Origin of the sequence: Allobosea sp. R86505 (assembly GCF_042466375.1) — a bacterium.
In the GTDB taxonomy this organism is placed as follows: domain Bacteria; phylum Pseudomonadota; class Alphaproteobacteria; order Rhizobiales; family Beijerinckiaceae; genus Allobosea.
The window spans coordinates 515,173-540,728 of the sequence record NZ_JAXHPY010000001.1; the positions used below are offsets into that span (position 1 = coordinate 515,173).

The window sequence follows — 25,556 nt, forward strand, 5'->3', positions numbered from 1 at the left end:
TGTGCTCCAGTGCGTCGATCTCAGTTTTGTCGAGCTACTTCATCAGCAGGTTGCGCGAGAACGTAGGCCCCAGAATGCCAGTCTGCTTGCCGTCGCGCAGACGGCAGGCCAAGGCGGGGAGCGTGCAGATGTCGTAAGTCAAATTAAGTACCCTTGGTACGCCGTGCTTGACGTCAATCAATGTGTGGACGGCATGCATGTGTGCCGGTTGGCCGTCCAAATGAGCATCCAAGAGGTGCCCTTCGCAGTCGCAATCCCGCCTGTGACCACCTTGCCATTGAACCGATCTTGCTTGGCGAGCTTCTGGATGCAATTCGGGATGTTGTACGGGCAGGCTGCACCTACTAGCGGGCCAAAGCACGTGCAACCTCAACGACTGTGAGCGGGTGGTGCTCCCCGAAATACATGGGTGGCACCTCCAGCGACGGCTGGACGAAATGCTTCACGGCTTGGATCGCGCCCCGCACGCTATACTCTGTGGTGAAAACAATGCAGTCGGGAATCTCTACGAACTGCCCGAGTAATGCGAAGTTCATTGAGCCCGCCGGCACCACTGCCGGTCTGTCGCCCACGGCTCTGCCCAGAAACTGGCTGGTGCTATAGGGCAGCAAGCAGGGGATGCAGGTCGAGGTATCGAGCATCTCGGCTTTTTCCCCGTCGTCATGGTCGAATTGCAGATGACCCAATAACTCCTCCAGGATCTCGCGGCCCGTACATTCGGTCATGGCCTTTTTGACGAACTTGCCAATGTGCTCGCTGCCCAGCGCCGTCACCCAGATGACGCACGTGTCGCGCGGTTGGTCGGGGAACAAGGGCTGGCGGTAGGTGTGAAGATGAAGGATCCACGGCGACGCAGTGAGGGGCAGCGGGCTCTGGCGGCCCATCTGCCGCTCTACCAACCATTCAAACTTGCGTTCGAACAGCCCACCGCGAAAAGTGACGGTGAAGGTCATCATCGTGGACTTCGAGACGTCGCGCAGGAACTGGTCAGGGCGGCCGAAGCCGGGCTGCTTGGCGGCGATTTTCTTCCATAGCGTCCAGGCACCGCCCAGGTTCCCGCCGTCAACCGCGGGTCTGTCTACCGGGCTGTCATGGGTGCCAAACGACGCGTTACTGACGATCGAGCCGATGGTCAGGAAGGCGAGGTCGGTATCGCGCACCGGGATCGAGGGCTTGGGCGCGCCGCTCCCGGTCTCGAGGTGAATGCGCTCGATCCACCTTTGCTCGGTTCCCGGGTCAACTTTGAAGTCGACGTCCGATATCCGGGTATCGTAATGCACGTTCGCACCCTTCTTCTGCATGAAGCGCAGGGCGGGGAGGATGAATGAGTGGAAGTTGGTATAGCGGGTGCGTTCAAGCGCGATCATCGTGTTCATGTTCGGCATCTCGTGAAAGAAGAGGTGCATGTAGCGCTTCATCTCCACCGCCGAATGCCATGGCTGGAAGGCAAACATGGCCCGCCACATGTACCAATAATTGCTGGTGAAGAACGTCTCGCCAAAAATGTCGGTGATTTCTGCGCCGTCCGCGATCAAAGACTCAGGTGTGGCCATCAGTTTGGCCATCTTCAGCTCTTCAGCCGTGTTCAGACCCAGTTTGTATCCGGTGTCCTTCTCGCCGTTCTCGTGCAGCAGGCGAACGACCGTGTGAACCCTGCATTCTTCACGATTCTGCTGATGGTCTTGCAGGCAGGATTCATCGTCGTTGTACGGAATGATGGACCACAGTTCTTTGGTGCACGGGTATGCCTTGTCTTCGAACTCGCGACTTCCTTGCATGAAGTAGGCCGACTGGTTGTTCACGATTATCTCTGAGGCATCACAGCTCCCCCCTACAAGCTGCTTGTCGTCCATTTGTTCGAAGATGTGGATGTTCTGTGGATTGAATTCGGCTTTCTGGATCAGATACATCGCAGCCGCAATAGACCCCAAACCAAGTCCATTGAGATAAACGGCAACAGAAGAGTTCTCTGCGTTTTTCATTTGCATCTGTATGTCCATTTTTTGCCCAGATACGTCATCATCACAATCGAGGGTGTCAGCTCAGTCATCCCCGACTATTCTGAACTCGCGCAGCAGCACCCCAATCTGGGTTTTATCGAGCTTCTTCATCAGCAGGGTGCGCAAGAACGCAGGCCCCGGGATATCGATTTCCTTACCGTCGCGCAGACGACCGGCCGCAGCCAGCAGCGTGCGGATGTCGTATGTCGAATTGAAAACTTCCGGCACACCGCGCTCGACGCCGAGCAACGTGTAAACGGTCTCCATCGGGGTTCGCACGGAGTATTCGGTTGTGAAGATGCAGTCGCGCTCCTTGGATTCCGCGAACTGACCGATAAAGGCGAAGTTTACTGCGCCTTCTGGCACCACATCGGGCCGGTCGCCAGCTTGGCGCGGCATGAAGAACGCCGTGACATAGCTAGGTGTTCTGATAGCCATGCTCTCCGCTCGCGAGTTGCGCACTTCCTGATTTTGGAGCTTTGCCAAGAAGCGGACGTTCCAGCGCAGCGTCGTGCTCCTTAAGCACCGCAATGATCTGATCTTCGCTGAAACGGCTGCGCTGCATGGTTGGCGTTACCCTTGTGATTGATCCGTGACGTTGCACCCAGTTTTTATTCAGCACTGGTTCGGCTGCTCGGCATAGAACTCCCGGTCGAGCATTTTCTGCGCGACAGTCGAGCACTGCCCGTTATCCTTCGGCAATCCACGCCGCCGCGGTCTACCGATGCAGCGTCCGGATCGCATCGACGATGACCCGCGGGCTGTGCAGGCCCTTGTAGACCGCCGGCGGGGCCTTATCGATCTTGAGCAGCGTATAGACCGCCGTCATCGCCGAGCGCACCGAATACTCCACCGTGAAGACCACATCGTCCGGCTGCTCGGCAAACTGGCCGATGAAGGCCAGGTTGGTCGAACCCTCGGGCACCACCTGCGGCCTGTCGCCCTGTTTGCGCACCATGAACTGGCTGGTGATGTAGGGCATTGCACAGGGGATGCAGGTTGAGGCAGCCAGCACGCTCGCGTGTTCGGCGGCGCTGAAATGCAGGTGGCCGAGCACTTCTTCGAGGATTTCGGTGCCGGTGCACGCGACCAGCGGCTTCTTGACGTAGTCGCCGGGACGGTCGTGGAACAGGCCGTAGCCCCACCACACGGCAACACCCTCCGGCTGGTCGGGGAAGAAAGGCTGGTGGTAGATCGAGAGCGTGAGCAGCCAGCTCGATTGCTTGAAGGTGATCAGCCCGCCGGTGCCGGCCGCGCTGCCGCTGAAACGCTCCATCAGTTGCAGAAACAGCGGATCCTTGACCGTCACGGTGAAGGAAATCCACGAGCTTTCCGCGATGTTTCCGTTGAAGGCGGCGGGATTGCCGAAGGCCGGGCGGCCTTGCGCCAGCTGTTCCCACAAGGCCCATGCGCCTGAACGGCGGCCAGCGTCGAGGCCCGGAGCCTTGGTCATCGACCCGAAGCTCTTGTCGGCCGTCATCGATCCGTTGGTGACAAACACCCGGTCATCGGGGGCGACAGCCATGGCTCCAGGGCCATCGGCACTCATCGTGGCGATGCTGGTGACCGTGACCGCCTCGCTGCCCGAGGCAAAGTCCATGTCCACAACGCGCACGCCATGGCGGAATGCGACGCCGCGATCCTTCAGCCAGGCCACGATCGGCACGATGATGCCGTCATACTGGTTGTAGACCGTGCGATAAATGTCGTGCTGCACGTCGATCGTCGAGAAATGGTGGACGAAGCGACGCAGATAGCGCCGGAATTCGATCGCGCTGTGCCAGGGCTCGAAGGCAAACAGCGTGCACCATTCCATCCAGAAATTGGTCTCGAAGAAATGCGGCTGGAAACAGTCGGTGATGCGCTGATCGTCGAGCAGGCTTTCAGGCTCGCCGATCAGCTTGACCAGGTCGATCCGGTCGCGCTCAGAAAAGCCCATGGCATGGGCGTCGGGCACGCTGCCGTCCAGATTGACCAGCCGCACCTTGTTGTCCCACGGCCATTTGGCGGCGGCGCGGTTGGTTTCCTCGGTGATCGAGATCGTGGGATCCGTTGCCGAGGGGATCGAGGCCAGCAGGTCGAAGGTGCATTGGTACATCGCCTCGAACATGCGGCTGCCGCTCATGAAGTAACCGTCTTCGGCATCGCCATGGGCATCGAAGGCGCCGCCCGTCTGCTGGCTTTCCTCGATGATCACGATGTCCTTGCCGGCGACATCGCCGTCGCGCAGGAGGATGACGGCGCCGGCGAGCGAAGCGATGCCACTCCCGATGAAGGTATACCGGCTCATGATGCGCGTTCCCTGTTGTGAGGGCCCACTTCTAAGGCTGTGGCCGAACCCTGCTCAGCCTCGGAAACTACGCAGGGTGACCTGCCCCTGAGCTTTGACTCGAAGCGGCGTGAGGTCCTGTGGACCAAGCGGATTCATGAGTCCGCTGAGGTGCGGTGCAAGGCTGTGCTTCGGGGAGAACAGCGATGCGTCGCGGGCGGATGACGGACGCGGACGAGCGTTCGTCGTGTCCTCTCGGTTTGAGAGCGGTGCGCAGAGTGTGTTTCGGCTAGCAGCCCCAGACGCCGCAGTTGCCGCGCAGATAAGGCTGTGGGCTGCCATAATAGGCCGGTCCGTAGCCGTAGACCCCGGTGCCGTAGTAGCCTGACCCGCCATAGTAGCCCGATCCACCATAATAGCCGCGCCGGTCGTAGCGGGCCGAGCGCTCTTCGGCGACGATGGCCGCGCCGACCAACCCGGCCGTCGCGCCCGCGACGAGGGCGCCGGCAGCGGCATCGGCCCGGCGGCGCTCCTGGCGATAATGGGACGTGACGCAGGCCCGAAAGGTCTTGGTGCCCGGCCGCAGGCCCGTTTCGCTGCAGACCTCCTGCGCGGTCTGGCGCGACTGCTCCAGGGTCTGGCAGCCCGCGAGGCCGATTGCCAGCAGGGTGGCGGCGGCGATGAAGCGCATGGTGTCGTCCTCGATCAGGCCCCGTTCTCACAATGACGGGCCGATGGTCGCGGGACGGTGGAGGGCGACGGAGAGCGCCGCCAGCGTCGGAAACTACGCAGTCAGGATGATGCGGAGCCGCCTTGGAGACGAAACTGCTGCCGAGCCCTTCCGGGCGCGATCGCCTAGCTTGCGGCCAGGGCCAGCCGCGCCAGGGCGGGCAGGGATTTGGACGCCGTCTTGTGCATGATCGAGGCGCGGTGGTTCTCGACCGTGCGCTGGCTGATGCCGAGATCCGCCGCGATGTTCTTGTTGGGATGGCCCGCTAGAACGAGTTCCATGATTTCGCGCTGGCGCGCGGTGAGGCTGGCCAGGCTTCTGGCCGCGTCCGCCTTCCAGGCCGCGCGCTGGCTGGAGTCGCGGGACTGCTCGATCGCGCGCGTGACGCTGGCCAGAAGTTCGTCTCCGCTGACCGGCTTTTCGATGAAGTCCGACGCGCCGGTCTTCATCGCCTCCACGGCCATGGCGACATCGCTGTTGCCGGTGATCATGATCGCGGGCAGGTGATGCCCCTGATCGTTGAGATGGGCCAGCAACTGCAGCCCGGTCATGCCGGGGAGATAAGCGTCGACCAGAAGGCAACCGCCCGCGCCGGGCCGATAGGCGGCAAGGAAGCCCTCGCAGCTGGCATGGGCCGACACGCGATGCCCAGCGTCTTCCAGCACGAGGCGCAGGGCGTCCCGGATCCCGTCATCATCGTCGACGATGAAGACGTCGGGGCTCTCGTCATTCGTTTCCAGAGCCGCATTCGGAAGGGCCGCAGGTGCGGTGACCCTCGCGAGGATGGCCTGGATCGCTTGGGTGACCTCCTCGGCCTTGACCGGCTTGTTCAGGTGCGTGCAGTTCAACTGGTTGATGGCCCGCAGCGTTTCGGTCGAAATGTCGCCAGTGAGGATGATCACCGGGGTTTCGCGATGATCGCGCGCGCGCAGCCTGGCGGCGGTCTCCAAGCCGTCCATGCCTTGCGGCAGATTGAAATCCGACAAAATGACATCGGGGCGAGAGGCGCCGCTCGTCATGAGAGCCAGCGCGGCCATGCCGTCGGCCGCTGCGAGAACCCGGTGACCCTCACCCGTCAGCAAGAGTTCGAGCAGGTCACGTAGTTCGGGATCGTCCTCGATCAGCAGCACGGTCCCGGTGCGGTGGGGGCCGGCGGCAACATCGACCATCGTGCCGGAATGCCTCTCGGCAGCGGCAGGCGGTCGGGCCGCCGGGCGAAGCAGGGCCAGCTCGATGGAAAACACCGATCCCTTGCCGTGTTTCGAGCGCACGCTGACCGTATGGCCGAGCAGCCCGCCAAGCCGCTGGACGATCGAAAGCCCCAGGCCCAGGCCGAGGCTGCGCTGCCGGGCGGCGTTGTCGAGCTGGTGATACTCGTCAAAAATCGCACTCAGCTCATGCTCAGGAATTCCGATGCCGGTGTCCCAGATCTCTAGACTGAGCTTGCCGTGGCGCCGTTTGCAGCCGAGCAGGATCTTGCCTGTCTTGGTGTATTTCAGCGCATTGGAGAGCAGGTTGCGGATCATCTGCTCCAGGAGGTGGGCGTCACTACGAACCAAAAGGCTCGACGACACCACCTTAAGGACGAGCCCCTGAGCCTCGGCGTGGTAGGCAAACTCCTCCCGCAGACGGTCAAACAGATCCTTGAGCGGGAAGTCGGCGATCTCGGCATGGACGGTTCCGGCCTCGATCTGGTTGATGTCGAGCAGGGTGTTGAGCATGCCCGACATCGCATCCACCGTGTCGCTGAGCCTTGCGACCAGCGTCCGGGCCTTGTCGCCCTCGACGATCTTGGCCAGCAGTCCCTGCAACAATGCCAGACCCTGCAGGGGCTGGCGCAGATCGTGGCTGGCCGCGGCGAGGAAGCGCGATTTCGCGACATTGGCGCGTTCTGCCTGCTTGCGCGCATCGTCGAGGGCGCGCGCGGCCTTCTTCTGCTCGGTGATATCGGTAAAGGTGATGACGACGCCTTCGACGCTGTTGTCGTGAGCGCGGTAGGGCATGATGCGGCGCACGAACCAGACGCCGTCGCGCGCCTCGATGCGCCGCTCCAGCGGCGCCAGGGTCTGCAACACGGTGCGGGCGTCGACCGCCAACGAACCGTCCGTCGCCAGCGAATTCAGATCATCGAGCGGCCGACCGACATCGCTTGGGATGATCCTGAAAAGCGCTTTCGTTGCGGGGGTGAAGAACCTGATCCTCAGATCGCGATCGAGGAAGACGGTGGCGACGTCGGTGCTGTAGAGCACGTTCTGCAGGTCGTCCGAGGTTGTGCGCTGGCGTTCGAGGGTTTCCTGAAGCTGGCCGTTGAGGGCGGTCAGTTCCTCGTTCAGGGACTGCAGCTCCTCCTTCGAGGTCAGCAGCTCCTCATTGGTCGACTGGAACTCCTCGTTGACCGAGAGTGCCTCCTCATTGATGGCGCGCTGCTCCTCGCTCGATATCTCGAGGTTGCGGATGGCGTCCTTGAGTTCAGCCCTCGTTGCATCGAGCTCCTGTTCGAGATCGCCGAGGCGTGATGGCTCCGGCGAAGCCGCAAGCGATGCCGCCGCCTCATCTGGTTTGGGCGTGTCGATAAAGGAGACCAGGAAGACCGCCTCGCCCTCGTAACGCAGTGGCCTGACAACGATGTCGAAGGGATCGCTGCGACCGCCGCGCCGCGTCCGGATGCCGTCGAGCCTCACCACGGCGTCGTCCTGCGTCGCTTTGTGGATCGCGGCTCGCAGCCTGACCCTGATACCCTCCGGGACCATCGCGAGGAGATCATGGCTGGGATGGCCCGGAACGACATGGAGATAGCGCTCCGTCGGTCCCAGGCTGTAAAGGCACTCCTGGGCGCCATCGATCAGCACCGCTGCAGGCGCATAGGCTTCGATCACCGCACGCTTGCACAGTTCGGCCAGCGCGCTTTGACGCGAGGCTGCGGAGCCTTGGCCGATCCGGGGCGGGATGCGGATGGCGTCGCCCGCCGCGCCCGAAAAGCGCGTATCGCCCGGATCGCTGCGGCCGATGTGGCGATAGAGTCGCTGGGCCTTGGCGACGACAGCGAAGCGGCCCTCCGCCGGGCTGACGGTCTCCGCGCCGCCGAGCAGAAGGGTCCCGCCCTCGCGCAAGGCGAAGTGAAACAGGGCGAGGATTTTGGCCTGTGCTTCGACCTGGAGATAGATCAGCACGTTGCGGCATGAGATCATGTCGAGCCGCGAGAAGGGCGGATCGGCCAGCAGATCCTGAACCGTGAAGACGACCATGGCGCGCAGTTCGGGCGAAACCCGATAGTTCTGCCCCTCTTTCTTGAAGAACCGCGCCAGGCGCTCAGGCGAGACGGTGTCGGCGATGGTGTTCGGATAGAGCCCTTCCTGGGCGCTCAGGACCGCGTCGGCATCGACGTCGGAGGCAAAGAACTGCAGCTTAACGTTGCTTTTCGCTGCTGTGACCTGCTCGCGAAACAGCATGGCCAGCGAATAGGCCTCCTCGCCGGTGCTGCATCCGGCGATCCAGATTCGCAGGGGCCGGTCCACCGGCTGTTTGCTGACCATCTCGGGGATGGTCGTCTCGGCCAGCAGCGCGAATGTCTTGGCGTCGCGGAAGAAGCTGGTGACATTGATGAGGAGATCCGAAGCGAGCCGGTCGCGTTCCGCCCCATCATGGCCGAGGCGTTCGAGATAGGAAGGCATCCCGCCATCGGCGACGCCCGTCAGCCCACGGCGGCGTTCGATCCGGCGCAGCAGCGTGCCGGGCTTGTAGAATGTGAAATCATGTCGCGTGTGGGTCTTGAGGAGGGCAACCACGTCCGACAGCCAGCCCTGCTCCTGATCGGTCGCCAGGCGCTCCATCATGGCCGGATCGTCATGGATCTTTCGGGCGGTCTCCAGCAGCGCGTCCGGCATCTCAGCGACCCGGAGGGTGCGGTCGACGCCGCCCGTCGCGATGGCGCTGCGCGGCATGCCGTCATAGGCGGCTTCCTGCGGATCCTGCGCGAAGACGACGCCGCCCGCCGATTTGACCGCCTGCAGCCCGATGCTGCCATCGCCTCCTGTCCCCGACAGAACGATAGCGATGCAGCGCGCACCGTACTCCTTTGCGAGAGACTGGAGCAGACCGTCGAAGGGCAGCCGCGCGCCATGGCGCTGGAGGGGGGGCGAGACGCTGAGCGCGCCGGCAACCACCGTAAGCGAAGTGCCCGGGGCGATGACATAGAGATGGCCGCGCTCCAGGCGAACGCCCTCTCGCGCCTCCTGCACCGTCAGCGACGTGTGCGACGACAGCAATTCCGCAATCAGGCTGGGATGATGGGGATCGAGATGTTGAACCAGGATGAAGGCCAGGCCATCGGTGTCAGGCATCGCGTCGAGCAGTCTCCGGCAGGCCTCGAGCCCGCCTGCGGAGGCACCGATGGCGACCACGATCGGGCCCTGCGCGCGGGCGGTTTGGCTCGGCGCGGCCGGTGCGCCCTTGGGAGAACGTCCATGCGCCTGGTCGTTTGGAGGCGCGGCGGTCGGCATGGAGATAACGCTTTCCGGCATGCTTCAAAGCGATGCCATGGAGAAAAACCGTCCCGCTGCAGGGATGGTGACGTATTCGCGCCGGCCCAGTCGTCAATTCGCGCCGCTGGAGCTGCGATTTGATCAATTTTAGTTTAAGTAAATTCCGAGCCTTATGAGGCCAATTTTATGATGTTAACATGAATTTCAAGGTCGAAAACATCCTGGCATGGAACAGGATTACGAGGTTGATTCAAATCAAGTGAGCGAACAGGCGACGATTTACTCGTTTTCATGCTTAGGTGCGTCGTCGTTCGCCCACCCCGGCAATGGCCTCGCGGCAGCGGTCCATCGCCGGCGCGGAGACCTGGTGCCGGCCTGAGCGTCGGAGGCCTTGAATGTGACGGGCTCGCCGTCGCGATTTCGATTGGAACGCTCCACGTCATGACAAAGCTCCGGGTTCTCATCATCGAGGACGAACCCATCATCGCCATGCTTCTCGCGGAAGTTCTGACTGAGCAGGGCTACGATGTGGCCGACATCGCTTCGACAGAGAGTGACGCGATCCAGGAAGCCGCCCGGCATCGACCCGACGTCATGATCGTCGATGCCCGTCTGCGGCAGGGCAGCGGATTCACGGCCGTGTCCGCAATCCTTGCGGAAGGCTTCGTTCCGCATGTCTTCATGAGCGGCGACCGGCTGACGAAGACGGTGCTGGATCCCGAGGCGATCGTGCTCCAGAAGCCGTTCCACGAAGCCGATCTGTTGCGCGCCGTCAACAAGGCGCTCAGCAAGGCTCAGGAGCGTACAAAGCCCTGATCTGCCGGGATCGCGCATGCTCCGACAGGGTCGGGGAACATGCAGTCGCGCCAAGGCGCACCGTATCGTTGGTCCACATATCGCTCCCGCCCCCTGTGCCGCGTGATCCATGCCATAAGGCGCCTCACGCCAGACACGGGAGCCACACGGCCATGACGGACCGCATGCGAGAACTGGCGAGCGAGATCGTGCGCCTCCAGACCGAACTGGACCGCGAGATCGAAACGCGCCGGAAGGCCCTTGGCTGGAGCGTCAAGAAGCGCCTCGTCGCCTTCGAGCACGGTATCGCCATCGAGAATCGCCGTCTGCGCATGACGGTCAGGAGCTTCCTTGGCAAATCGCCCCTGGCGACCATCCTGAGTGCGCCTGTGATCTATTCGCTCATTCTGCCGATGGTCTTGCTCGATGCCTGGGCGAGCCTCTACCAGGCGGTCTGTTTCCGGGTTTATGGCATTCCGCGCGTCAGCCGGAGCGACTACATCAATCTCGACAGGCGCCATCTGAGCTACCTCAACTGGATCGAGGTGCTGAACTGCCTCTATTGCGGTTATTCAAACGGCGTCGTCGCCTATGTCAGGGAAATCGGGGCCCGGACCGAGCAGTACTGGTGCCCGATCAAGCATGCGCTGAAGATCAGCGACCCCCATCGCCGCTACTACGATTTCCTCGAATATGGTGATGCCGAAGGCTATCGAGCCAGGCTCGACGCCTTTCGCGCTGCGCTGAAGGCCGATGCGGCTGTCGATCCCGAGAAAGGCAATTAGCGCGCGATGCAACTGCGCATGGGCGTCACCCTGTTCGACGCTCAGACGGGACAGCAGGGAATGACGGCAACGTCGTCAACTGGGTTCGTTGGCGCGGCCAGAATCGCTGCGGCGTCGGCGCTATCGAAGGCTCTGCAGATAAGCGATCAAGTCATCCATCTCCGATGTGCTGAACTGGTAGCGCGGCATCTCGCCATGGGGGGTGCGGAGGAAGACCCGAAGCGACGTCTCGGTCATCGATGGCATCGCGGCGACGGCACCGAAATCCGGCGGCATCCTGGAGCTGTCCCTGTCGTAGGCACCAATCCGGTGGCACGCCGTGCAGAGGCTTTCGGCAAGAGCGCGGCCGGTTTGCGCTGGCCCCAGGGCCTGCGCGTGGCAGTGATGGGCTATGCTCATGGAGGTCATGATCGCAAACGCGAGTGCGGCCGGGTGACCGATGCGCCACGAGCGCGGGCCCGGCGCTGCACGGCGCGACCAAACGAAGCGCAGGAAACCGTGCGCCTTCGATCCTGTCATTTTGGCGTCCATTTTCGCGAGATGCGCCGGATATAGGCGACGAGGCCATCGGTCTCGTTTTCGATGAGCTGGAACTCGGGCATTCCCGGATGCCTGACGACGGTCCCGTCGATCAGGACAGGCGCCGGATTGTCGTTCCGGTAGCGTTCAGCGATCAGCGGAAACCGGGGTGACTTCGGATTGGGGCTCTCGCCCTCGCGTCCGATGGCATGGCAGCTGCTGCAATGGCGCTGCGCCACCATGCGGCCGATCTCGGCGCTTTCGATATTGTCGGGCCGCTGCGCATCGGCTGGCATGGCACTGCTAGGGACGCTCGCGACCAGGGGCGCAAAAGCCGTCACGAGGATGATGCCGCCTCGCCGAAATGTTTGACCAGGCGTCATCTCAAACGGCGCTTTCTCTGTCATGGCGCGATCAAGCGGTAGGGTAGGCCGTCGATAAAACCGACGCGAGAGTCGGAAACTACGCAGTGCTACTGAAACCGGGAGACAGGCTTCGGCCGCCCTAGCCGCTTCGGAGCCGATGGACATTCTTCGTGCCCCGCGTCGTCAGGCGGCCCCGGACCGTCCGCGCACACCATTGAAATATGCATGTAGCCAGGGGTTGTTTGAGGCGAGCATCGCCGCGATCGTGCCGGCGGCAATCACCCGCCCATCTCCGATCGCCGCGACCCGGTCGCAGATCTGATGCAGGCTGTCGACGTCGTGGGTGACCATGAACACGGTCATGTCTAGGGTGTTGTGCAGACTGCCGATCAGGACGTCGAACTCCGCGGCGCCGATCGGATCCAGCCCCGAGGTTGGCTCGTCGAGGAAGATGATCTGCGGGTCGAGCGCCAACGCGCGGGCGAGCGCTGCACGCTTGGTCATGCCTCCCGACAGCTCAGATGGCGATTTGTCGGCGGCGTCGGCTGGCAGTCCCACCATCTCGATCTTCAGCATCGCCATCTCGTCGAGAAGCCCGTCGGATAGATGCAGGTGCTCGCGCATCGGGAATTTGATGTTGTCCTTCACCGTCAGCGCCGAGAACAGCGCGCCGTTTTGAAACATCACGCCGCATTTGTGTTCCAGCAGCCGCTTCGCGTCTGGCGAGATCGTGTCGACGTCCTCGCCAAAGATCTCGATCTGTCCTGCGCGCTTGGGCAGGAGGCCCAGGATGGCGCGGGTGAGAACCGATTTTCCCGAGCCCGAGGCGCCGATCACGCCCAGGATCTCGCCGCGATAGACGTCGAGATCGAGGTGATCGAGGATGACGGTGTCGCCGAAGCCGACAACGAGATCGTGCACGCCGATGGCGATGGCGGCGCAGCCAGCTCTTGATCGACGACTGGGCCACCGGCCTTGATGGCGGTCGGTAGGCCAGATTTGGCGCTACGTGCCGCCACCTCGGCGAGCGTGCTCATCAGAGGTGGGTTCCAAACAGGGCGCCGATGCCGGCCGTGACGGCCATCGCGAACGCGCCCCAGAAGGTCACGCGCAGCGCGGCAATGCCCATCGGCGCTCCGCCAACCCTGGCGCCGACGGCGCCCAGCACGGCCAGAAAGACGAGAGAAGCGATCGAAACCGCCGCGACCAGAAGCCGCCCTGGCGCAAGGAGAGCGATGGCGACGGGCACGACGGCGCCCACCGCAAAGGCAGCCGCCGAGGAGAGTGCAGCCTGGACGGGACGTGCAGTGGTTGCGGTGGACAGCCCCAGTTCGTCGCGGGCATGCGCGCCCAGCGGATCATGCTTCATCAGGGATGTGGCGACCTCGACGGCGAGGCGATGATCCAGTCCCCGGTCGATATAGATAGCAATCAGTTCTGCGCGCTCACCCGCCGGGTCGTCATGCAGTTCCTGCCGTTCACGCGCGAGATCGGCATTTTCTGAATCAGCCTGCGAACTGACCGAAACATACTCGCCCGCCGCCATCGACATGGCGCCGGCGACCATGCCTGACACGCCGGCGATCAGGATCGCCTGTGCGGTGCCTTGCGCGCTGGCAACGCCGATGATCAGGCTTGATGTCGAGAGCACGCCGTCATTGGCGCCGAGCACGGCAGCGCGCAGCCAACCGAGGCGTCCGATCACATGCCGCTCGCGATGAAGCTTGAGGCGGGTCATGCGATCAGTGCTTTTCGAAGACGGCTTTGCCGGCCGCATCCAGCGCCGCAAAATCCTCCGCGGAAAGGGTGATGTCGGCTGCGGCGACGTTCTCCTCCAGATGGGCGACGCGCGACGTGCCCGGGATCGGCAGCATGACGGCGCTGCGCTTCAGCAGCCAGGCCAGGGCGATCTGTCCGGGTTTGGCGTGATGGGCCTTGGCGATGCCGTCCAGTAGCGATCCCGGCTTTTCGAGCTCGCCGGCGGCCAGCGGATACCAGGGGATGAAGCCGATGCCGTGCGTCTCGCAATAGGCCAGCACGGCCTCGCTCGTCCGGTCGGTCAGGTTATAGCGGTTCTGGACGGTGGAGACGGGGAACACCTTGCGAGCCGCCTCGATGTCCTCGACCGAAACCTCGCTCAAGCCGGCATGACGGATCAGCCCGTCGTCGAGCAGCGCCTTGATCGCGCCGAACTGCTCGTCGCGCGGCACGTTCTTGTCGATCCGGTGCAGCTGCCACAGCCCGATCTGCTCGACACCGAGGAAGCGCAGGCTCATCAGGGCCTGCTGGCGCAGATAGTCGGGCCGGCCGAGCGGCTGCCAGATGTCGGGGCCGCCGCGCACCATGCCGGCCTTGGTGGCGACGAGGACGTCGCCATAGGGGTGAAGCGCCTTGTGGATCAGATGTTCGGACACGTCGGGTCCATAGGAATCGGCCGTGTCGATAAAGTTCACACCAAGCTCGGGCAGGCGCTTGAGGGTGGCCAGGCATTCGTCCCGATCATCGGGCCGGTCCCAGATGCCTTTTCCGGTCAGCCGCATCGCACCGAAGCCGAGGCGGTTGATCGTGAATTCGCTGCCGATCTTGAAGGTGCCGGATTGGCCGGCATCGGGTTTGCTCATGTCGCTTGTCCTTGAAGGAGATGCCGGGAGACGTTTGCGTCGCCGCTTCGTTCAGCCCGCGGCGAAGTCCAGCACGACGCGGGAGGGCACGTCGCCCTGCTCCAGCCGGTCGAAGACCGTGTTGATCGCCGATAGTGGCTGCAGTTCGATGTCGGCCTTGACCCTGCCGTCGGCAGCAAAGGCGAGCGCCTCGGCCATGTCCTCGCGGGTGCCGACGAAGGAGCCGCGGATCGTGATGCAATTGGCGACCACGTCGAAGAGCGGAACCGGAAACTCCCCCGGGGGCAGGCCGACGAGCACGCAGGTGCCGCGCTTGCGGGCCATGGCGATGCCCTGCTTGAAGGCGCTCAGCGAAGGCGCGGTGATCAGAACGCCGTGGGCGCCGCCGCCGGTGCCGGTACGGATCGCCTCGACGGCATCGGGCGACTTCGCGTTGACGACGAGATCGGCGCCGAGCCGCCTGGCGTGGTTGAGCTTGCCGTCGTCGATATCAACCGCGCAGACCTGCAGGCCCATGGCCTTGGCGTACTGGATCGCGAGATGGCCGAGGCCGCCGGCGCCGGAAATGGCGATCCATTCGCCCGGACGCGCATCGGAGACCTTGATGCCCTTGTAGGTGGTGATGCCCGCGCAGATCAGCGGGGCGGCCTGCTGCGGCGTCAGCCCATCGGGAATATGGGCGACGTAGTTCGGGTCGGCGAGGATGTATTCGGCGAAGCCGCCATTCTTCGTATAGCCGCCGAACTCCGCCTCGCCGCAGACCGTCTCCCATGCGGAGAGGCAATGCTCGCAATGGCCGCAGGCCGAATAGAGCCAGGGCACGCCGACCCGGTCGCCCTCCTTGACGATCGTGACGCCGGCGCCCACCGCCTCGACGCGGCCGATGCCCTCATGGCCCGGAATGAAGGGCAGGGTCGGCTTCAGCGGCCAGTCGCCATGGGCGGCGTGGAGGTCGGTATGGCAGACGCCGCAGGCCTCGGTCTTGACCAGGATCTGGCCCGGTCCCGGCGTCGGAACGGCGACCTCCCGGAACGCCAGGGGCTTGCCGAACAGCTCAACAACAGCGGCGTGCATCTTGGCGGCCATGGCAGGTTCCTGTGCTTGTGAGGGGCGGCGATCGGGTGGGGCGCCATCGGGCGAGGGCGGGGCGACCGCCATTCGTGGCTCACAAGATCAGCGCCGCATCGGCACGGGCAGCCCCGGAAACTACGCAGGCGTGCGACGGGCGCCTGGCGCAGCGGTCACGGCACCAGGACGGCCGCGCCCTCGAAGCGGCCGGCGCGCAGATCGGCCAGCGCCGCGTTGGCATCCTCGAGGCGATAGGTGGTGGTGCGCGTGACGATGCCCATCTCCGGCACCTGGCGCAGGAAGTCGATGCCGTCCTGGCGCGTGAGATTGGCGACGGACATCAGCTGCCGCTCCTCCCATAGCAGGGCATAGGGAAAGGCGGGGATGTCGCTCATATGGATGCCGGCACAGACGACGCGCCCGCCCTTGCGGACGGCCTTCAGCGCCAGCGGGACGAGGTCTCCCACCGGCGCGAAGATGATGGCGGCGTCCAGCAGATCCGCCGGCCTCTCGTCGGAGCCTCCAGCCCAGACGGCGCCGAGCGAGCGGGCGAAGGCCTGCGTCGCGGCGTCGCCGGGCCGGGTGAAGGCGTAGACCGAGCGCCCCTGCCATCGTGCGACCTGCGCGATGATGTGGGCCGCGGCGCCAAAACCGTAGAGACCCAGCTTCCGGCCGTCGCCGGCGATCGCCAGGGACCGCCAGCCGATCAGACCGGCACAGAGCAGAGGGGCGAGGGAGACGTCGGTTCCGGCTTCTCCGAGCGGGAAGGCGAAACGCGCATCGGCGATCGCGGCCGTCGCGAAGCCGCCATCGCGCGTGAAGCCGGTGAAAACGGGATGGTCGCAGAGGTTTTCGCGGTTCATGCGGCAATAGGGGCAGGTGCCGCAGGTGTGGCCGAGCCAGGGGATTCCGACGCGTTCTCCGAGGCTCAGCCCGACCACCCCGGAGCCGAGCGCGTCGATCCTGCCGACGATCTCGTGTCCGGGGATGATCGGCAGCAGCGGGCGCGGCAACTCGCCATCGACGACATGCAGATCCGTCCGGCAGACGCCACAGGCCGTCACCCTGACGCGGATCTGCCCGGGCGCGGGCTCCCGGTCGGGCAATGTCGTCCAGACCAGCGGCGTCTTGAGACGGTTCAGGATCATGGCCTGCATGGTGCGCGCCTCTTTGCAGTGCTTCCCGGATCGAGACCTTGAAGAACCGCCGGAAGAAGGTCCGGCAGATCCTCGGCGAGAAGGCCAGGCCCAAAGGCTGCGGCGGCTGCGCCATGCAGCCAGACAGCGGCGGCTGCGGCCAGAAACGGGTCCATCCCCTGGGCGAGCAGACCGAGCACGATGCCGCTGAGAACATCGCCCGCGCCCGCGGTCGCCAAAGTCGGCGGGGCATTCGCATTGACGATGGCCCGCCCGTCGGGCGCCGCGATCACGGTATCGGCCCCTTTCACAACGATGACCGCGCCGCTGCGCCGCGCCGCTGCCCGTGCCCGCATGAGCTTGTCGCCGCTCTGCGCGAACAGGCGCAAGAACTCGCCCTCGTGAGGTGTCATCACGCAGGGCCCGACGATCGCCGCGGCGAGCCCGTCGACATCGCCTTGAAATGATGTGATCGCGTCGGCGTCGAGCACCGTCGCACGTCCCGTCGCCAGGATGGAGTTGGCCCGCGCCTTCGTCCCGTCACCGACGCCAGCGCCCGGTCCGATCAAGAAAGCGGAAATGCGTTGATCGGTGAGCAGGTGATCGAACGCGGCCGCTGTGTCGATCGGCTGGACCATGATGCTGGTCAGGGCGGCCGCATAGATCGGCAGGGCGATCTCGGGGACGGCGATCGTGGTCAGGCCGGCGCCGATCCGTGCTGCGGCCCGTGCCGCCATGCGGGCGGCGCCCGTCATCGGATAGCCGCCCGAGATCAGCGCATGTCCGCGCAGGTATTTGTTGCTGCCGCTGCCGGGCCGCGGAAGCTGCGCCAGCCAGAGGGCCGGATCATTCTCGAAGGTATCGGGCCGGATTGTCGTCAGCACCGCGAGCGGGGTCCCGATATCGGCCACCACCACCTCGCCGCAGAGACTGCGGCCCGGCAACAGCAGATGGCCGGGCTTCTTGCGGAAGAATGTCACGGTCAAAGCGGCCGCAACGGCGCCGAGATCCTCGCCGGTGTTTCCCATGACGCCGCTGGGGATGTCGACGGCGACGACCGGCAGGCCGCTGCTTGCCAAGGCCGCCAGCGTCTGGGCAGCGGGCCCCTGGACGGCCCGGCTCAGCCCCGCCCCGAAGACCGCATCCACGACCAGCTCCGCGCCGTCGAGCGCGGCGGGAGTCAGCGGCTCGACGCCGCCAGCCCAGCGCTCTGCATGATAAGCCGCTTCGCCTCTCAGGTCCTCGCGCGCGCCCAGTAGAGCCACGCGCACAGTCCAGCCGGCATCCTGAAGATGGCGTGCGGCCACGAAGCCGTCGCCGCCATTGTTGCCGGGGCCGCATAGAACGAGGACGGGGCAGGGGGTCCAGCGCGCCAGGATCGCGCGCGCGACCGAGGCCCCCGCATTCTCCATCATCATGATGCCCGACAGCCCGGCTTCGACCGTCAGACGGTCGGCCTCGCCCATCTGGGTTACGTCGAGCAGCGCCGTGCCCATGGGCAACAGCGGCGCAGGGTTTGTCTCGACGGTTGGGGCCTCAGCCATGACGATCTCGCGCCTATCCGCAGCCAACCGCAATCTCCCGCCGGCGGATCGCCGGCGGGAGATGCGTTCACGGTCGATCAGTTGACGTGGATCTCGTTGTCGACCGACGTCGTCCCGGGCGCAGCCCAGGCGGCGGAGCCAGCTTCGTCGCGCTCGTACCAGCTGTTGACAGTGCCGGTCAGCTTCACCTCGCCGCCCTGCGCGGTCACGTTGATGCTGGCGGGATCGAACCAGGACCTGTCGAGCGCCTTGATGATGTTCTCGCGAATGGCCGTGGTGTTCGGCTTGGGCTTGACGGTGATCTGGTCCGACACGCCGATGACGCCCCAGAGGCCGCGAATGGTGCTCACGGCGGTTGCCGCCTGGTAGTGCCAGTCGATCTGACCGGTCAGCGTGACCCAGCCCTTTTCGACTTTCACCTTGACGGCGCCGGCCGGGATGCTCGAATCCCACTTCAGGCGATCAACGGCAGCGGCAGCGATTTCCTCATCGCCATGCTTGACGCTGAAGGGCAGCTTGACCTCGATTTCCTCGGCGACCGCCTTGACGTCGTTGACCCGCCGCGTGGCCTTCTCGGCCGCGAACTTTTCAGCGTAGCTCTCGACATGGCCCGTGAGGGTGACCACGCCGTCGCGGGCGGTGACGCCGATATGGGCCGCATTCACGCTCGGCTCCCACTGCAATTCATCGAGGATGGCCTGCTTCAGGACGGTGTCTTTGGACATGTCGCTCTCCGGTGTTGCGATGCTGAGGACGACGTCGGAAGGCGTCATCGCGGTCATCGTTACGGAGCACGGGGGTGGCTCGATAGCTTCGGAAAACACCCAAATCGAAACGTATGCGACGCGCCAGAGCTTGCTGGCCCGCTGAACATCGGCCTCATCGTGAAGTAGATCGTCATCTGGGGGGTCGGGACGATTGCGCCATGATCGGTCGCTGGGCCGCTGAGTAGTTTCCGATCCTGTTTCGCTCCTGACAAAGAGCGATAGCCTTGCTTCGTCGCTTTGAGATTGCGCGATGCCTTGAAGCCTTCTGCTTCGTGGACGACCGCGCCTGAAGGCACTCACCGATCGAGCCTCGCAACACGGTCGCGTTGAGCGCCCGACAGGTCTCGGTCCCGCGATCCTCCCTGATGAAAGACACGCCATGACACGCTCGACCACATTCTTCGCCGCAGCCGCGCTTCTGCTCGCCTCGGTCGCCATGCCCGCCTTCGCGCAGGGCGCCAAGCAGACCGTCTCGCTGATGGAGGTCAACCCGATTACGCTGGCCACCGGCTACCGCTCGACCAAGGTCGTCGGCAGCACCGTCTACAACGAGGCCAAGGAAGAGATCGGCAAGGTCGATGACCTGATCGTCACATCCAAGGACAGCGTTCCCTACGCCGTTCTGTCGGTGGGCGGATTTCTCGGCATGGGCACGCACAACATCGTGGTGCCGGCCTCCGCGCTCGACGTCGTCGACGGCCGCATGATGCTGCGTGGCGCCAGCAAGGATTCGCTGAAGGCCCTGCCGAACTACGCCTACACCTACTGACCCCGGCGCCGGCAGGGTTCCGCCATGCGGGCCCTGCCGGCTGCGCCAGAAAGAGGAGCAAGCCCATGCCCGCAGGACAGAGCAGCGGAACCGGCGCCATGACCGAACTCGACGACGAGACTGTGCGAAAGGACGCGATCCTGAGCAACCGCGACAAGGCGCAGCGGCCGCCCGGCCAGGGGCTCGACGGGAAGGGCGTGCAGATCGACGAATACATCGACAACCCGTCCAATCACCGGCCATCGCCTGAAGCGGCAACGATCGCCGCCCCGGCAAGTCCCTCGCCGCAGGCAGGTGATGCGGCACCGTCGCGTGACGAGGAGCCGGTCGACCGGGGCGGGTTCGACTTGGGTGGATCGACCGGCAAGACCCAAGCCGGCAAGGGCCTGGGGCTCGGCACGGATGCGATGGAGAACCGTAAAGGTTGGGGTCTGCCGGAATAGACCCCGCCTTGGGGTCATCGTCCGGCGAGAACCGCGACCGTAAAGCCCTGACCGCCGACGCGTCGCGTCGGCGGTCAGGGCGTTGCGCGTCAGACCGGCGCCGGCATCGCGGCGGTGCGGACCAGCTTCTTGTTGACGAACTGCTGGATGCCCATGTCGCCGAGCTCGCGGCCGTAGCCTGAGTTCTTGATGCCGCCGAAGGGCAGCTCGGCGTCGGACCAGTCGATGTTGTTGACGAACATCATCCCGGTCTCGACCCGGCTGGCGACGCGCTGGCCGCGTGCGACGTCCTGGCACCAGACGGAACCGCCCAGACCGAAATCGGAATCGTTGGCGAGCGCGATGGCCTCGTCCTCGTCCTTGACGCGGAAGAACATGGCGACCGGGCCGAAGAATTCGTCGCGGTAGGCCGGGTTGCCGGGCTCGATATCGGTCAGGATGGTGGGCTCCATATAGGAGCCCTGCCGGTCGATGCGCTTGCCGCCTGTGACCAGCGTCGCGCCCTTGTCGGTCGCGAGCTTTACCTGTGCCAGCAACTGAACCAGCGCCGCCTCGCTGGAGAGCGGGCCGAGCGTCGTCGTCGCCTGCATCGGGTCGCCGGCCTTTAAGGCCTCGAGGGCCGCCTTGAACCGGGCCAGGAACGCATCGGCGAGGGACTCGACGACGATGAATCGCTTGGCGGCGCAGCAGGTCTGGCCGGTGTTGTACATCCGCCCCCAAACCGCCCAGGGGATGGTGCGATCGAGATCGGCATCCTCCAGGACGATGAAGGCGTCGCTGCCGCCCAGTTCCATGGAGGAGATCTTCAGGTTGCGGCCGGCCCTGGCGGCGACGCTCTGGCCGGCCGCGACGCTGCCGGTCAGGCAGACGCCCTTGACGCGGGGATCGTCGATGACCTTGTCGGACTGAGCATGCGAGATCAGCAGGTTGGTGTAGAGGCCGACGGGCGCGCCGGCCTCGATCAGCAGCTTTTCGAAGGCGATTGCGCATTGCGGCACGATGCCGGCATGTTTCACGACGAGGACATTGCCAGCCATCAGATGCGGGCCGGCGATGCGGGCGAGCTGATAATAGGGGAAATTCCACGGCTCAACGCCGAAGATCACGCCGATCGGGCTGCTCTCCATATGCGCCTCGCCGACCGTCGGGTGGAGCTTCACGGGTGCGAGGAAGCGCTCGGCGTTCTCGGCGTAGTAGGCCATGATGCGGGCGCTGAATTCGACCTCGGCGCGAGCCTCGCCGATGCGCTTGCCCATCTCCCGCGTCATCGTCTTCGCCAGCGTGTCCGCCTGGGCATGCAGCAGCGCCGAGGCCTTCGCGATGATCACGGCCCGCTGCGCGTAGCTGCGCCCGCGCCAGGTTTCGAAACAGGCCGCGGCGGTTGCGATCGCCTTGTCGAGTGCCGCGTCGGTCATGTCGTCGAAGGATGCTACCGCAACCCCGCTGAACGGGTTGATGCTCTGATAGGTCATGAGGTGTCCTTTGGCATGTCGTTGTCCGGAGCCCGCCACGGGGCGGTGGCCCGCCGGTCAGGCCTCGATGATGACCTTCAGCGCCTTGGTCTTCGCCGCATTGGCGAAGGTGTCGTAGGCGTCGAGGATGTCGGCGAGCTTGAAGCGGTGCGTGATCAGCAGGGTCGGGTCGATCTTCTGCGCCTTGAGAACCTTGAGCAGCATCGGCGTGCTGACGGTGTCCACGAGCCGCGTGGTGATGCTGATGTTGCGGTCCCACAGGCGCTCAAGATGCAGGGCGACCGGCACGCCATGGACGCCGACATTGGCGATCACTCCACCCGCCGCGACGATCTCCTCGCAGAGCTCGAAGGTCGCGGGGATGCCGACCGCCTCGATCGCGGTATCGACGCCGCGGCCCTCGGTCAGCGACATCAGGGTCTCGACGGCCTTGCCATTGCTGCTGTTGATGGTCTGCGTCGCGCCGAAGCGCTTGGCGATCTCCAGCCGGTTGTCGTCGAGATCGATCATGATGATCTCTCCGGGCGAGTAGAACTGTGCGGTCAACAGGGCGGCAAGCCCGATCGGACCCGCGCCGACGATGGCGAGCGTCGCGCCGGGCTGGACCTTGCCGTTGAGCACGCCGCATTCGAAGCCAGTGGGGAGGATATCGCTGAGCATCACCAGCGCCTCTTCGTCGGCCCCCTCGGGGATCGGATAGAGGCTGGTGTCGGCATGCGGCGTGCGGACATACTCCGCCTGGGTGCCATCGATGGTGTTGCCGAGGATCCAGCCGCCTGTGGTGCAGTGGGAGAACATGCCTTTTCGGCAGAACTCGCAGCGGCCGCAGGCGCTGACGCAGGAGATCAGGACTCGGTCGCCGACCTTGAAGGCGGTGACGCCGGACCCGACGCTGTCGATCACGCCGACGCCCTCATGGCCGAGGATGCGGCCGGGCTGGCAGCTCGGCAGGTCGCCCTTGAGGATGTGCAGGTCGGTGCCGCAGATGGTCGTCCGCGTGATCTTGACGATCGCGTCGGTGGGTGCGGCGATCTGGGGTCGGGCATGGTCCTCGAACGCCTTCTTGCCCGGTCCATGATAGACCAGAGCCTTCATCGTCGTGATCTTCGCCAAAGCGTTCATCGTCAGTCCTCGACGGGGTGACGGGCTCCGACATGAAGATCCCATCCACGGGCGCAGGCTGAGCTAGACTCTGCGCGTTCGACAGCCTCGGAAACTACCCAAGCGGGTGGCTGAGCGGGGTCAGCGACCCGCCGCACATGATCGCTCTGCGGTGCCGCGGTCCGATCCCCGACGGGACCGGCGCTGCAGAAGCCGCTGGGCGGCGCTCTTGGTATCTTCCGAGCCTACCGGCCCGCCACAGTCGGCGGCTACCGTCGCGAAGGTTTCCGCGGTCGGAAGGACGATCCTTCGCCGGCAGGGACATGGGAACGCCGGGCACCACCGGCCTCGTCGGGACGGAACCGACGCACGCGGCATGCCTAGCGATCAATCGTCCATTGGGCCGGATCGAGGCGCCCGTCTTGCGTCAGAGGCGCCAGAAGATCGTAGCCATGGCCGCGTTCACCATCGGGGTGACCCGTCTCTGGCGCCAGTGCGAGATGGATGTGGCGCAGGCCGACTGGCGGGGATTCGGAAGCGACTGACATGATCGAAGTCCTGTTTCCTGTAACGCGCAGAAAGATGCGATGACCCGAGGGATCGGGTCATCGCTCTGGCCGTGATGGTGGGTGGCCTCAGGCCGATTTTTTCGTCGTTCCGACTTCTTCGAAGTCGGCGTCGACAACGGTCTCGTCGGAGTTGGGGTGTCCGGCTCCAGCAGCCTGGCCAGCCGTGCCGGGCTGAGGCTTTGCGGCAGCCGAGGCGATCTTGATCGCAGCTGCGCCGAGCGCTTCGGTGGCCTCCGTCAGGCCGGCGGTGTCCGTGCCCTCCATCGCTGCACGAACGGCTGTCATCGCCGCGTCGACCGCACTGCGCGCCTGCTGGCTGATATGGGCGCCATGCTCGGCCAGCGTCTTTTCGGCGGCGTGCAACTGCGCATCGGCATGGTTTTTAGCCTCGATGAAGCTGCGGCGCTTCTTGTCGGCGTCGGAATTGGCCTCGGCCTCCTTGACCATGCGCTGGATGTCGGCGTCGGAGAGCCCGCCGCTGCCCTGGATCTTGATCTGCTGCTCCTTGCCGGTCGCCTTGTCTTTGGCGGTGACCGAAACGATGCCGTTGGCGTCGATATCGAAGGTCACCTCGATCTGGGGCACGCCGCGCGGCGCCGGCGGTATGCTCGTCAGGTCGAAATTGCCGAGCATCTTGTTGTCGGACGCCATCTCCCGTTCGCCCTGGAGCACCTTGATGGTCACGGCGGCCTGGTTGTCGTCGGCCGTGGAGAAGATCTGGCTCTTCTTGGTCGGAACCGTCGTGTTGCGCTCAATCAGGCGGGTGAACACGCCGCCCAGCGTCTCTATGCCGAGCGAGAGCGGGGTCACGTCGAGCAGCAGCACGTCCTTGACGTCGCCCTTGAGCACCGCGCCCTGAACGGCGGCGCCGATGGCGACCACCTCGTCGGGATTGACGTTGCGCGCTGGCTCCTTGCCGAAGAAGCGCTTCACGCTCTCGATCACCTTCGGCATGCGGGTCATGCCGCCCACGAGGATGACGTCATCTATCGCGTCGGCCGCGACCCCGGCATCCTTCAAGGCCGCGCGGCACGGTTCGATCGTGCGGGCGATCAGATCCTCGACGAGGCTTTCTAGCTTGGCCCGCGTCAGCTTCATCGCGAGGTGCTTGGGACCAGCCGCATCTGCTGTGATGAACGGTAGATTGATCTCGGTCTCCATGGTCGAGGAGAGCTCGATCTTGGCCTTCTCGGCGGCCTCTTTCAGGCGTTGCAAAGCGAGCTTGTCCGTCCGCAGGTTGATGCCCTGCGTGTTCTGAAATTCGCTGGCCAGGTATTCGATCACGCGGTTGTCGAAGTCCTCGCCGCCAAGAAACGTGTCGCCATTGGTCGACTTCACCTCGAAGACGCCGTCGCCGATCTCGAGGATCGACACGTCGAAGGTGCCGCCGCCGAGGTCGTAGACGGCGACGGTGCCGGTCTTCTTCTTGTCGAGGCCGTAGGCCAGGGCTGCCGCCGTCGGCTCATTGATGATGCGCAGCACTTCGAGTCCGGCGATCTTGCCGGCGTCCTTCGTGGCCTGGCGCTGGCTGTCGTTGAAATAGGCGGGAACGGTGATCACGGCTTGCGTAACGGGTTCGCCGAGATAGGCCTCCGCCGTTTCCTTCATCTTACCGAGGATGAAGGCGCTTACCTGGCTCGGCGAGTACTGCTCGCCACGCGCCTTCACCCAGGCGTCGCCATTGCCGGCGCGAACGATCTCGTAGGGGACCAGCGCCTTGTCCTTGCCGACGAGCGGATCGTCGAAGCGGCGGCCGATCAGACGCTTGATCGCGTAGAGGGTGTTCGTGGGATTGGTGACGGCTTGGCGCTTCGCGGACTGGCCGACGAGGCGTTCGCCGGTGCTCGAAAACGCGACCATGCTGGGTGTCGTGCGGGCCCCCTCGGCGTTCTCGATGACGCGCGGGTCGCCGGCTTCCAAGATGGCGACGCAGGAGTTCGTGGTGCCGAGGTCGATGCCGATGATCTTGCCCATGATGCAGCCTGCTCCTGTTGGTTGGGGTGAGGCCGGCGCTGGCCGGTCGATGGGATTGGACAAAACGGCACGGAACAGCGCTGCGCGAAGGCTTTCGTCACGCGTTTGCCGGCCGGAGATTGCCGAGGCACGGTCGCGCGACGCTTGC

Annotated in this window: 23 protein-coding genes; 5 read left to right on the forward strand and 18 right to left on the reverse strand. The window is 64.6% G+C overall.

All coding sequences use genetic code 11. The annotated features are described in order from the left end of the window. Window positions 1–344 precede the first annotated feature (344 nt). The 5 genes from SJY11_RS02510 to SJY11_RS02530 form a co-directional block, all read right to left on the reverse strand. A complete protein-coding gene (locus tag SJY11_RS02510) occupies window positions 345–1,988 on the reverse strand; it encodes an oleate hydratase (protein WP_376984885.1) in 1,644 nt (547 codons plus the stop codon). Window positions 1,989–2,042: 54 nt separating this feature from the next. Then, window positions 2,043–2,438, reverse strand: a complete 396-nt coding sequence (locus SJY11_RS02515; RefSeq protein ID WP_465247433.1) for an oleate hydratase — start codon at window positions 2,436–2,438, stop codon at window positions 2,043–2,045. Between the two features lie 280 nt (window positions 2,439–2,718). Next, entirely contained in the window at window positions 2,719–4,290 is a 1,572-nt protein-coding gene (locus SJY11_RS02520; protein WP_376984886.1) for an oleate hydratase, read from the reverse strand. Window positions 4,291–4,558: 268 nt separating this feature from the next. Further along, window positions 4,559–4,960, reverse strand: a complete 402-nt coding sequence (locus SJY11_RS02525; protein WP_376984887.1) for a hypothetical protein — start codon at window positions 4,958–4,960, stop codon at window positions 4,559–4,561. A gap of 164 nt (window positions 4,961–5,124) precedes the next feature. After that, window positions 5,125–9,339 carry a CheR family methyltransferase gene (locus SJY11_RS02530; protein ID WP_376984888.1) on the reverse strand — a complete coding sequence of 1,405 codons (4,215 nt, stop codon included), beginning with the start codon at window positions 9,337–9,339 and terminating at the stop codon, window positions 5,125–5,127. Between the two features lie 49 nt (window positions 9,340–9,388). On the opposite strand from SJY11_RS02530, the gene SJY11_RS02535 reads away from it, so the two are divergent. The 3 genes from SJY11_RS02535 (at window position 9,389) to SJY11_RS02545 (ending at window position 11,060) form a co-directional block, all read left to right on the forward strand. Next, entirely contained in the window at window positions 9,389–9,631 is a 243-nt protein-coding gene (locus SJY11_RS02535) for a hypothetical protein (protein ID WP_376984889.1), read from the forward strand. 290 nt (window positions 9,632–9,921) lie between these two features. Next, window positions 9,922–10,296, forward strand: a complete 375-nt coding sequence (locus tag SJY11_RS02540) for a response regulator (protein WP_376984890.1) — start codon at window positions 9,922–9,924, stop codon at window positions 10,294–10,296. Window positions 10,297–10,448: 152 nt separating this feature from the next. Then, window positions 10,449–11,060 carry a hypothetical protein gene (locus SJY11_RS02545; RefSeq protein WP_376984891.1) on the forward strand — a complete coding sequence of 204 codons (612 nt, stop codon included), beginning with the start codon at window positions 10,449–10,451 and terminating at the stop codon, window positions 11,058–11,060. 120 nt (window positions 11,061–11,180) lie between these two features. On the opposite strand, the gene SJY11_RS02550 is transcribed toward SJY11_RS02545, so the two are convergent. The 9 genes from SJY11_RS02550 to SJY11_RS02590 form a co-directional block, all read right to left on the reverse strand. Continuing rightward, on the reverse strand, window positions 11,181–11,579 hold the full coding sequence (locus tag SJY11_RS02550; RefSeq protein WP_376984892.1) for a c-type cytochrome: 399 nt from the start codon (window positions 11,577–11,579) through the stop codon (window positions 11,181–11,183). Continuing rightward, on the reverse strand, window positions 11,576–11,986 hold the full coding sequence (locus SJY11_RS02555) for a c-type cytochrome (RefSeq protein WP_376984893.1): 411 nt from the start codon (window positions 11,984–11,986) through the stop codon (window positions 11,576–11,578). Before SJY11_RS02555 ends, SJY11_RS02550 begins: the two co-directional genes overlap by 4 nt. 141 nt (window positions 11,987–12,127) lie before the next feature. Beyond that, window positions 12,128–12,871, reverse strand: coding sequence for an ABC transporter ATP-binding protein (locus tag SJY11_RS02560; protein ID WP_376989232.1), 744 nt, complete (start codon window positions 12,869–12,871; stop codon window positions 12,128–12,130). A 109-nt stretch (window positions 12,872–12,980) separates the two neighbouring features. After that, entirely contained in the window at window positions 12,981–13,682 is a 702-nt protein-coding gene (locus SJY11_RS02565) for a VIT1/CCC1 transporter family protein (protein WP_376984894.1), read from the reverse strand. 4 nt (window positions 13,683–13,686) lie between these two features. Beyond that, on the reverse strand, window positions 13,687–14,565 hold the full coding sequence (locus SJY11_RS02570) for an aldo/keto reductase (RefSeq protein ID WP_376984895.1): 879 nt from the start codon (window positions 14,563–14,565) through the stop codon (window positions 13,687–13,689). 51 nt (window positions 14,566–14,616) lie between these two features. Continuing rightward, window positions 14,617–15,651 carry an alcohol dehydrogenase AdhP gene (gene adhP / locus SJY11_RS02575; protein WP_376984896.1) on the reverse strand — a complete coding sequence of 345 codons (1,035 nt, stop codon included), beginning with the start codon at window positions 15,649–15,651 and terminating at the stop codon, window positions 14,617–14,619. Window positions 15,652–15,806: 155 nt separating this feature from the next. Then, on the reverse strand, window positions 15,807–16,790 hold the full coding sequence (locus tag SJY11_RS02580; RefSeq protein ID WP_376984897.1) for a zinc-dependent alcohol dehydrogenase family protein: 984 nt from the start codon (window positions 16,788–16,790) through the stop codon (window positions 15,807–15,809). Then, entirely contained in the window at window positions 16,778–18,313 is a 1,536-nt protein-coding gene (locus SJY11_RS02585; RefSeq protein WP_376984898.1) for an NAD(P)H-hydrate dehydratase, read from the reverse strand. The genes SJY11_RS02580 and SJY11_RS02585 overlap by 13 nt, the downstream gene beginning before the upstream one ends. A gap of 77 nt (window positions 18,314–18,390) precedes the next feature. Then, the gene (locus SJY11_RS02590) at window positions 18,391–19,380 is read right to left on the reverse strand and encodes a BON domain-containing protein (RefSeq protein ID WP_376984899.1); all 990 of its coding nucleotides are present in this window, start codon (window positions 19,378–19,380) and stop codon (window positions 18,391–18,393) included. Between the two features lie 79 nt (window positions 19,381–19,459). Between SJY11_RS02590 and SJY11_RS02595 the strand changes: the two genes are divergently transcribed. Together SJY11_RS02595 and SJY11_RS02600 are read left to right on the forward strand one after the other, a co-directional pair. Then, window positions 19,460–19,849 carry a PRC-barrel domain-containing protein gene (locus SJY11_RS02595; RefSeq protein ID WP_376984900.1) on the forward strand — a complete coding sequence of 130 codons (390 nt, stop codon included), beginning with the start codon at window positions 19,460–19,462 and terminating at the stop codon, window positions 19,847–19,849. Window positions 19,850–19,947: 98 nt separating this feature from the next. Next, entirely contained in the window at window positions 19,948–20,292 is a 345-nt protein-coding gene (locus tag SJY11_RS02600; protein ID WP_376984901.1) for a hypothetical protein, read from the forward strand. Window positions 20,293–20,381: 89 nt separating this feature from the next. Here SJY11_RS02600 and SJY11_RS02605 read toward each other — a convergent pair whose 3' ends face one another. The 4 genes from SJY11_RS02605 to dnaK form a co-directional block, all read right to left on the reverse strand. Next, window positions 20,382–21,764 carry an NAD-dependent succinate-semialdehyde dehydrogenase gene (locus SJY11_RS02605; RefSeq protein ID WP_376984902.1) on the reverse strand — a complete coding sequence of 461 codons (1,383 nt, stop codon included), beginning with the start codon at window positions 21,762–21,764 and terminating at the stop codon, window positions 20,382–20,384. Between the two features lie 57 nt (window positions 21,765–21,821). Then, window positions 21,822–22,859: a zinc-dependent alcohol dehydrogenase family protein gene (locus tag SJY11_RS02610; protein WP_376989233.1), complete on the reverse strand. Its 1,038-nt coding sequence runs from the start codon at window positions 22,857–22,859 to the stop codon at window positions 21,822–21,824. 386 nt (window positions 22,860–23,245) lie between these two features. After that, window positions 23,246–23,413 (reverse strand): hypothetical protein, encoded by a 168-nt coding sequence (locus tag SJY11_RS02615; protein ID WP_376984903.1) that lies wholly within the window; start codon window positions 23,411–23,413, stop codon window positions 23,246–23,248. Window positions 23,414–23,500: 87 nt separating this feature from the next. Beyond that, complete coding sequence (dnaK, locus tag SJY11_RS02620) at window positions 23,501–25,408, reverse strand: molecular chaperone DnaK (RefSeq protein ID WP_376984904.1); 1,908 nt, start codon at window positions 25,406–25,408, stop codon at window positions 23,501–23,503. Between the last annotated feature and the right edge of the window lie 148 nt (window positions 25,409–25,556).

What these genes read in the sequence shown, in the direction of transcription:
- SJY11_RS02510 (WP_376984885.1), bottom strand. Translation starts at nt 1,988, where the DNA reads ATGCAAATGAAAAACGCAGAGAACTCTTCTGTTGCCGTTTATCTCAAT.
- SJY11_RS02515 (WP_465247433.1), bottom strand. Translation starts at nt 2,438, where the DNA reads ATGGCTATCAGAACACCTAGCTATGTCACGGCGTTCTTCATGCCGCGC.
- SJY11_RS02520 (WP_376984886.1), bottom strand. Translation starts at nt 4,290, where the DNA reads ATGAGCCGGTATACCTTCATCGGGAGTGGCATCGCTTCGCTCGCCGGC.
- SJY11_RS02525 (WP_376984887.1), bottom strand. Translation starts at nt 4,960, where the DNA reads ATGCGCTTCATCGCCGCCGCCACCCTGCTGGCAATCGGCCTCGCGGGC.
- SJY11_RS02530 (WP_376984888.1), bottom strand. Translation starts at nt 9,339, where the DNA reads ATGCCTGACACCGATGGCCTGGCCTTCATCCTGGTTCAACATCTCGAT.
- SJY11_RS02535 (WP_376984889.1), top strand. Translation starts at nt 9,389, where the DNA reads ATGGCGACCACGATCGGGCCCTGCGCGCGGGCGGTTTGGCTCGGCGCG.
- SJY11_RS02540 (WP_376984890.1), top strand. Translation starts at nt 9,922, where the DNA reads ATGACAAAGCTCCGGGTTCTCATCATCGAGGACGAACCCATCATCGCC.
- SJY11_RS02545 (WP_376984891.1), top strand. Translation starts at nt 10,449, where the DNA reads ATGACGGACCGCATGCGAGAACTGGCGAGCGAGATCGTGCGCCTCCAG.
- SJY11_RS02550 (WP_376984892.1), bottom strand. Translation starts at nt 11,579, where the DNA reads ATGACAGGATCGAAGGCGCACGGTTTCCTGCGCTTCGTTTGGTCGCGC.
- SJY11_RS02555 (WP_376984893.1), bottom strand. Translation starts at nt 11,986, where the DNA reads ATGACAGAGAAAGCGCCGTTTGAGATGACGCCTGGTCAAACATTTCGG.
- SJY11_RS02565 (WP_376984894.1), bottom strand. Translation starts at nt 13,682, where the DNA reads ATGACCCGCCTCAAGCTTCATCGCGAGCGGCATGTGATCGGACGCCTC.
- SJY11_RS02570 (WP_376984895.1), bottom strand. Translation starts at nt 14,565, where the DNA reads ATGAGCAAACCCGATGCCGGCCAATCCGGCACCTTCAAGATCGGCAGC.
- adhP (WP_376984896.1), bottom strand. Translation starts at nt 15,651, where the DNA reads ATGGCCGCCAAGATGCACGCCGCTGTTGTTGAGCTGTTCGGCAAGCCC.
- SJY11_RS02580 (WP_376984897.1), bottom strand. Translation starts at nt 16,790, where the DNA reads ATGCAGGCCATGATCCTGAACCGTCTCAAGACGCCGCTGGTCTGGACG.
- SJY11_RS02585 (WP_376984898.1), bottom strand. Translation starts at nt 18,313, where the DNA reads ATGGCTGAGGCCCCAACCGTCGAGACAAACCCTGCGCCGCTGTTGCCC.
- SJY11_RS02595 (WP_376984900.1), top strand. Translation starts at nt 19,460, where the DNA reads ATGACACGCTCGACCACATTCTTCGCCGCAGCCGCGCTTCTGCTCGCC.
- SJY11_RS02600 (WP_376984901.1), top strand. Translation starts at nt 19,948, where the DNA reads ATGACCGAACTCGACGACGAGACTGTGCGAAAGGACGCGATCCTGAGC.
- SJY11_RS02605 (WP_376984902.1), bottom strand. Translation starts at nt 21,764, where the DNA reads ATGACCTATCAGAGCATCAACCCGTTCAGCGGGGTTGCGGTAGCATCC.
- SJY11_RS02610 (WP_376989233.1), bottom strand. Translation starts at nt 22,859, where the DNA reads ATGAAGGCTCTGGTCTATCATGGACCGGGCAAGAAGGCGTTCGAGGAC.
- SJY11_RS02615 (WP_376984903.1), bottom strand. Translation starts at nt 23,413, where the DNA reads ATGTCAGTCGCTTCCGAATCCCCGCCAGTCGGCCTGCGCCACATCCAT.
- dnaK (WP_376984904.1), bottom strand. Translation starts at nt 25,408, where the DNA reads ATGGGCAAGATCATCGGCATCGACCTCGGCACCACGAACTCCTGCGTC.